Consider the following 6,858-nt stretch of genomic DNA (forward strand, 5'->3'; position numbering starts at 1 on the left):
CCCGCGGCCGACTTCTGCCCGTCCCGGAGCGCGGCGGGCGCGGAGCGTGTAGCTTCCCGGAAACGGCGGGGCCTGGGGCGGGGCCGCCGGGACGGAGGGGGTGGCGGATGGGCGTACGGCTCATGGTGGTCGACGATCATCGTCTGCTTGCCGAGGCACTCGCCTCGGCCCTGAAGCTGCGCGGGCACCGGGTGCTCGCGGCGGCCGCGCCGAGCGCGGGGGCGGCCGAACTGGTGGTGAGCAGGGCACCGGAGGTGTGCCTGCTGGGGACGGCGGCGCCGGCCGAGCCGGGCGTCTTCGACCCGGTCGTACGGATCAAGAAGGAGCGGCCGCAGGTCGCGGTGGTGGTGCTGGGCCCGGTGCCGAGCCCGCGCGGGATCGCGGCGGCGTTCGCGGCCGGCGCCTCCGGTTACGTACGGCACGACGAGCGGATCGACGGCGTGGAACGCGCCATGCTCAAGGCGCGGGCGGGCGACGCGGCCGTCGCCCCGCAACTGCTCCAGCAGGCGTTCGAGGAGCTGCTGCATCCCCGGGCGCGGCCCGACGACGAGGCGGAGCGGCTGCTGGCGCTGCTGACCCAGCGCGAGGCCGAGGTGCTGGTCCGGATAGCGGAGGGCGAGGACACCCGGCAGATCGCGGCCGGGATGGGGACCGCGCCGAGCACCGCGCGCACCCATGTGCAGCGGGTGCTGATGAAGCTGAAGGTCGGTTCCCGGCTGGAGGCGGCGGCGCTGGCCGCGCGGACCGGGCTGCTGGACCGGGTGGCGGGTGGTGTGCACGGCGCGGCGGCGGGTCCGCGGGGCGCGGTCCCGCCGCCGTAGGCCGCGTACGGGCGGGTCAGTCCCGGGGCGCGTCCTCCTGGCCGTCCGTCAGTTCCTCCACGGTGGGTGGCACCGCGGGCCGGAGCTTGAGCCACACCAGGAAGAACAGGCCGAGGGCGAACATGCCGAGCCCGGTCCACAGGTTGATGTTGATGCCCTGGGCCTTCTTCAGGTCCGCTTCGGAGGCGGTGATCCCGGCGATGGTGACGATCACGCCGTAGACGACGAACAGGCCGCCGATGATGCGCCGTACGTCGAAGAGCCGTGCGGCGGTCGCCGACTCGCGCTCCAGCCGTTCGACATCGTGGTGGTGGTTGGCGTTGGTCATGGGTGCGTTCCTCGGCGGTCTCAGAAGGAGAAGGGGACGTAGCAGAGGGCGGCGAGGACGACCGCGCCCCAGCCCAGCAGGGCGGGCTTGCGGTACCAGGCGTCGTCGCCGGAGGCGGGAAGGTCGGCCATGCCGGGGGAGCGGGTGCCGTAGACGAGGCCGGCCAGGGACTCGGCGGGCTTGGGCTTGGTCACGAGGGTGACGAGGGCCATCACCACGGCGCCGACGACGAACGCGACGATCGAGGAGACGAAGTTGGCGCCCTGTTCGGAGGGGATGTCGATGATGCCCTGCTGGTAGAGGCCGAAGTAGTTCACCATCGCCGCGACGGTGCCCGAGAGCAGGCCCCAGAATCCGGCGGCCGCGCTGGTCCGCTTCCAGAACATGCCGATGATGAACACCACGAACAGCGGGACGTTGAAGAAGGAGAACAGCGTCTGGAGGTAGTTCATGATGTTGCTGAAGGACGAGGCGATGAAGGCGGTGCCCATCCCGATCAGCACGCCGACGGCGGTGACCACGCGTCCGACCTTGAGGTAGTGGGCGTCCTCGCGTCCCTTCCTGAGGTACGCGGCCCAGATGTCGTTGGTGAAGACCGTGTTGAACGACGAGACGTTGGCGGCCATACCGGCCATGAACGCGGCGAGCAGACCGGTGACGGCGATGCCCAGCACACCGTTGGGCAGCAGATCCCGCATGAGGACCGGGATCGCGTCGTTGTACTGGAGCCCGTCCTTGGTCTTGCCCAGCGTCGGCTCCATGACCAGCGCGATCAGTCCGGGCACGACCACGACGAGCGGGATGAATATCTTGGGGAACGCGGCGATCAGCGGGGTGCGCTTGGCGGCGGAGAGGTTCTTGGCGGACAGGGCACGCTGCACCTCGGCGAAGTTGGTCGTCCAGTAGCCGAAGCTCATCACGAAGCCGAGACCGAGGACGAGGGTCAGCCAGTTCGCGCCGAGCGGGTTGGCCTCGCCGATGCCGGTGCCCTTCCACGCCGTCAGGAACGCGTCACCGTGCGAGGAGGTCAGCGAGTTCGTCAGGCCGTCCCAGCCGCCGACGCGCTTGAGGCCGACGATCGTCAGCGGGATCAGCGCGGCGAGGATGACGAAGAACTGGAGGACCTCGTTGTAGATCGCCGAGGAGAGGCCGCCGATGGTGATGTAGGCCAGGACGAAGAAGCCGGCGACGACGATGGCGACCCACTGGGGCCAGCCCAGCAGTGCCTGGAGCACGATCGCCATCGCGTAGAGGTTCACGCCGGCGATCAGTACCGAGGAGACGGCGAAGATCACCGACGAGAGCAGGTGCGAGGAGGGGCCGAAGCGGTGCAGCAGGAACTCCGGCACCGAGCGGACCTTGGACCCGTAGTAGAACGGCATCATCACCAGGCCCAGGAAGACCATGGCGGGGATGGCGCCGATCCAGTACCAGTGGACGGTGTACGCGCCGTACTGCGCGCCGTTGGCGGCCATGCCGAGGATCTCGGTGGCGCCGAGGTTGGCGGCGACGAAGGCGAGGCCGGTGACCCAGGCGGGCAGCGACCGGCCGGAGAGGAAGAAGTCGAGGCTCGTCCTCACGCTGCGCCGGGCGGCGAATCCGATGCCGAGGACGACGGCGAAGTAGAGGGCCAGGATGGCGTAGTCGAGCCCGTTGGTGGGGAGCCGGAGCCCTTCGGCCAAGGTGATCATGAGGGAACTCACTTCCGGGGACCTGGGGTCGCCCCCCAGAGGGCACAGCGGAGTTCCGGGGACGCGTCCCAGAGGACACAGCGTGGTGTTCGGAGCTCGGTCCGAGCGAACAGAAACGTACGCCCGCTTCGCAGGAAACTGAACACTTGTGTTGGTTTCGTTTGTTGAATTGTGATCCCCGGCGTTTGGATCATGGTCTGGCGTGCGCCGATCGGGCGAGGTCCGCTGTTGACGCGACTGTTCGATTGTGCTTCATTGTGTTTGCTTGTGTTTGATCAGGGGTGAGGAGCGATCCCGTGAAGAAGACGACGACCCGGCTGGCCGACGGCCGGGAACTCATCTACTACGACTCCCGCGACGACGCGGCCCGCGATGTGACGGACCCACGCCCCCTCGCCCCCGTCGCCACCGCCTCCGAGATCCGCCACGACCGGCTCCTCGGCGACGCCGTCGCCATCGCCTCCCACCGCCAGGGCCGCACCTACCACCCGCCCGCCGACGAGTGCCCCCTGTGCCCCTCCCGCGACGGCCGCCACTCCGAGATCCCCGCCCCCGACTACGACGTCGTCGTCTTCGAGAACCGCTTCCCCTCCCTCGCCGGCGACCACGGCCGCTGCGAGGTGGTCTGCTTCACCCCCGACCACGGCGCCTCCTTCGCCGACCTCACCGAGGAACAGGCCGCGCTCGTCCTCGCCGCCTGGACCGACCGCACCGCGGAACTCTCCCGCCTCCCCGGCGTGGAGCAGGTCTTCTGCTTCGAGAACCGCGGCGCCGAGATCGGCGTGACCCTCGGTCACCCCCACGGCCAGATCTACGCCTACCCCTTCACCACCCCCCGGACCGAGCGGATGCTCGCCTCCCTCGCCGCCCACCGCGCCGCCACCGGCCGCAACCTCTTCGACGATGTCCTCGCCGACGAACGCGCGGACGGCCGCCGCGTCGTCCTGGAGGGCGAGCACTGGACGGCCTTCGTCCCCTACGCCGCCCACTGGCCGTACGAGGTGCACCTCTACCCCCGCCGCCGGGTCCCCGACCTCACGGCCCTGGACGACGCCGCCCGCGCCGAGTTCCCCCGCCTCTACCTCGAACTCCTGCGGCGCTTCGACCGGATCTTCGACGCCGGCCACGGCCGCGGGGGACGCGTCGCCCCCGCCGCCCGCACCCCCTACATCGCCGCCTGGCACCAGGCCCCGCTGCGCGCCGCCGACCGCGCCGACTTCGCTCTCCACCTGGAGCTTTTCACCATTCGGCGGACATCCGGCAAGCTGAAGTACCTCGCGGGCTCCGAATCGGGCATGAACGTGTTCATCAACGACGTGCCTCCGGAGGCCGCGGCCCAGCGATTGCGAGAGGTAGCGAGCGAGTGAGCAAGAAGTACCTGGTGACGGGTGGCGCGGGTTATGTCGGCAGCGTCGTGGCGACCCACCTGCTGGAGGCCGGTCACGAGGTGACCGTCCTGGACGACCTGTCCACCGGCCACCGCGAGGGCGTCCCCGAGGGCGTCCGCTTCATCGAGGGCCGCATCCAGGAAGCCGCCCGCTGGCTCGACGCCTCCTACGACGCCGTACTGCACTTCGCCGCCTTCTCCCAGGTCGGCGAGTCCGTCGTGGACCCCGAGAAGTACTGGCGCAACAACGTCGCCGGCACCATGGACCTGCTCACCGCCATGCGCGACGCGGGCGTGCGCACCCTGGTCTTCTCCTCCACCGCCGCCACCTACGGCGAGCCGGAGCAGGTCCCGATCCTGGAGAGCGCCCCCACCGCCCCCACCAACCCCTACGGCGCCAGCAAGCTCGCCGTCGACCACATGATCAGCGGCGAGGCCGCCGCCCACGGGCTGGCCGCCGTCTCCCTGCGCTACTTCAACGTCGCCGGCGCCTACGGCACCTGCGGCGAGCGCCACGACCCCGAGTCGCACCTCATCCCGCTCGTCCTCCAGGTCGCCCAGGGCAAGCGCGAGGCGATCTCCGTCTTCGGCGACGACTACCCCACCCCCGACGGCACCTGCGTCCGCGACTACATCCACGTCGCCGACCTCGCCGAGGCCCACCTCCTGGCGGTGGAGGCGGCCACCGCCGGCGAGCACCTCATCTGCAACCTCGGCAACGGCAGTGGCTTCTCCGTCCGCGAGGTCATCGAGACCGTCCGCAAGGTCACCGGCCATCCCATCCCCGAGGTGGTCGCCCCGCGCCGCGGCGGCGACCCCGCCGTCCTCGTCGCCTCCGCCCAGCAGGCCACCGACCGGCTCGGCTGGCGGCCGCGCCGCGCCGACCTCGCCGGAATCGTCGCCGACGCCTGGGAGTTCGCCCAGCACCTCGCCCGGACGAAGGAGTCCTGATGCCCGCTCACGGAGCCGTCACCCCGACCACCGCGCCCGCGCGAGCCGGCGCGCACCCCGGGCGCCCGCACGGCGCCCACCACACCGCCGCGGCCTTCCGCGCGGTGTACGGCGCCGCCCCCACGGGCGTCTGGGCGGCGCCCGGCCGGGTCAACCTCATCGGTGAGCACACCGACTACAACGACGGCTTCGTGATGCCGCTGGCCCTCCCGCACACCACCCTCGCCGCCGCCTCGGCCCGCACCGACGGCGTCCTGCGCCTGCACTCGGGCGGCGCCGGGGGCGGTGTCGTCGAACTGCGCGTCGACGACCTGGCGCCCGCGCCCGGCGCCGGCTGGGCCGCGTACCCGGCCGGCGTCGTCTGGGCGATGCGGGAGGCCGGCCTGCCCGTGGGCGGCGCCGACCTCCACTTCGACAGCACCGTGCCCACCGGCGCCGGACTGTCCTCCTCCGCGGCCCTGGAGGTCTCCACCGCCCTCGCCCTCAACGACCTCCACGACCTCGGCCTGGCCCCCGAGCGCCTGGCCCGTCTCGCCCAGCGCGCCGAGAACGCCTTCGTCGGCGTCCCCTGCGGGATCATGGACCAGACCGCCGCCGCCTGCTGCACCGAGGGCCACGCCCTCTTCCTCGACACCCGCGACCTCACCCGCCGCCAGGTCCCCTTCGACCTCGCCGCGCACGGGCTGCGGCTGCTGGTCGTCGACACGCGCGTCCAGCACGCGCTGGGGGACGGCGCGTACGCGGAGCGGCGCGCCGGCTGCGAGCGCGCGGCGCGGGCGCTCGGCGTACGCGCCCTGCGCGACGTGCCCCACGCGGACCTCCCCGACGCCCTGGCGCGGCTCTCCGCCACCCCCGGACTGCTGCCCCTCGTCCGGCACATCGTCACCGAGAACCACCGCGTCCAGCAGGTCGTCGCACACCTGGACGCGGACGAACCGCGCGCCATCGGCCCCCTGCTGACCGCGGGCCACGCCTCGCTCCGCGACGACTTCGCGATCTCCTGCGCCGAACTCGACCTCGCCGTCGACACCGCCCTCACCGCCGGCGCCCTCGGCGCCCGGATGACCGGCGGCGGCTTCGGCGGCTCGGCGATCGCCCTGGTCGAGGAGGAGACCGCCGCCGCCGTCACCACCGCCGTCACGACCGCCTTCGCCGCGGCCGGGCACACCGCGCCCCGCGTCTTCGAGGCCGTACCGGGCGCCGGAGCACGCCGGGCGGACTGACGCGCGGGGGCGCACGGCGCGGGCGACGGGAGCGCGATCCTGACCCGGCGGCGCACTACCGGCCTCGCGCCGCACGCCCGTACCACCCGCCCGACTTCGGCCATTCACCTCCCACCGCACCACCCCGTCCGTATCCTGAGACCAGCGCCGGTGGGGGCCGGTGCTGACCAGGGGAGAGCGGTCCCTCCCGGCGCCGGAGCGGCGCGGGGGCGGGTACGTGCGTCCGGGGCGGGGTAGCCGACGAGCGGCGGCGGCCGTACGGTTGCGGCGACCTTCAAACCGGGCCTCGTGCCCGCTATGGTCCCTTCCCCGAGACAGGGGGTCTTCGTGCAACGCATCCGGGTTCTGGTGGCCGACGACCACCGCATCTTCGCCGAGTCCCTGGCCGCCGCGCTCGCCGCGGAACAGGACGTGTGCGTGATCGCCGCGGGCAGCGCCGCCGCCGCGCTGCGCGCCC

The 6,858-nt window shown here is 72.3% G+C and carries 6 protein-coding genes; 4 read left to right on the forward strand and 2 right to left on the reverse strand.

Translation table 11 applies throughout. The features are described 5' to 3' along the window. Nucleotides 1-107: 107 nt before the first annotated feature. Nucleotides 108-821, forward strand: coding sequence for a helix-turn-helix transcriptional regulator (locus AC51EU_RS24785; RefSeq protein ID WP_496269280.1), 714 nt, complete (start codon nucleotides 108-110; stop codon nucleotides 819-821). 16 nt (nucleotides 822-837) lie between these two features. Here AC51EU_RS24785 and AC51EU_RS24790 read toward each other — a convergent pair whose 3' ends face one another. Both AC51EU_RS24790 and AC51EU_RS24795 read right to left on the reverse strand, forming a co-directional pair. Next, complete coding sequence (locus tag AC51EU_RS24790; protein ID WP_496269281.1) at nucleotides 838-1,149, reverse strand: hypothetical protein; 312 nt, start codon at nucleotides 1,147-1,149, stop codon at nucleotides 838-840. Nucleotides 1,150-1,169: 20 nt separating this feature from the next. Then, nucleotides 1,170-2,840 carry a sodium:solute symporter family protein gene (locus tag AC51EU_RS24795; RefSeq protein ID WP_496269283.1) on the reverse strand — a complete coding sequence of 557 codons (1,671 nt, stop codon included), beginning with the start codon at nucleotides 2,838-2,840 and terminating at the stop codon, nucleotides 1,170-1,172. Between the two features lie 296 nt (nucleotides 2,841-3,136). On the opposite strand from AC51EU_RS24795, the gene galT reads away from it, so the two are divergent. The 3 genes from galT to galK are packed head-to-tail and all read left to right on the forward strand — an operon-like array spanning nucleotide 3,137 to nucleotide 6,401. After that, a complete protein-coding gene (galT, locus tag AC51EU_RS24800) occupies nucleotides 3,137-4,207 on the forward strand; it encodes a galactose-1-phosphate uridylyltransferase (RefSeq protein ID WP_496269285.1) in 1,071 nt (356 codons plus the stop codon). Then, entirely contained in the window at nucleotides 4,204-5,178 is a 975-nt protein-coding gene (galE, locus tag AC51EU_RS24805; protein ID WP_496269287.1) for a UDP-glucose 4-epimerase GalE, read from the forward strand. Before galT ends, galE begins: the two co-directional genes overlap by 4 nt. Beyond that, nucleotides 5,178-6,401, forward strand: coding sequence for a galactokinase (galK, locus tag AC51EU_RS24810; RefSeq protein WP_496269288.1), 1,224 nt, complete (start codon nucleotides 5,178-5,180; stop codon nucleotides 6,399-6,401). The genes galE and galK overlap by 1 nt, the downstream gene beginning before the upstream one ends. Nucleotides 6,402-6,858 lie beyond the last annotated feature (457 nt).

Source organism: Candidatus Streptomyces philanthi, from assembly GCF_059553635.1.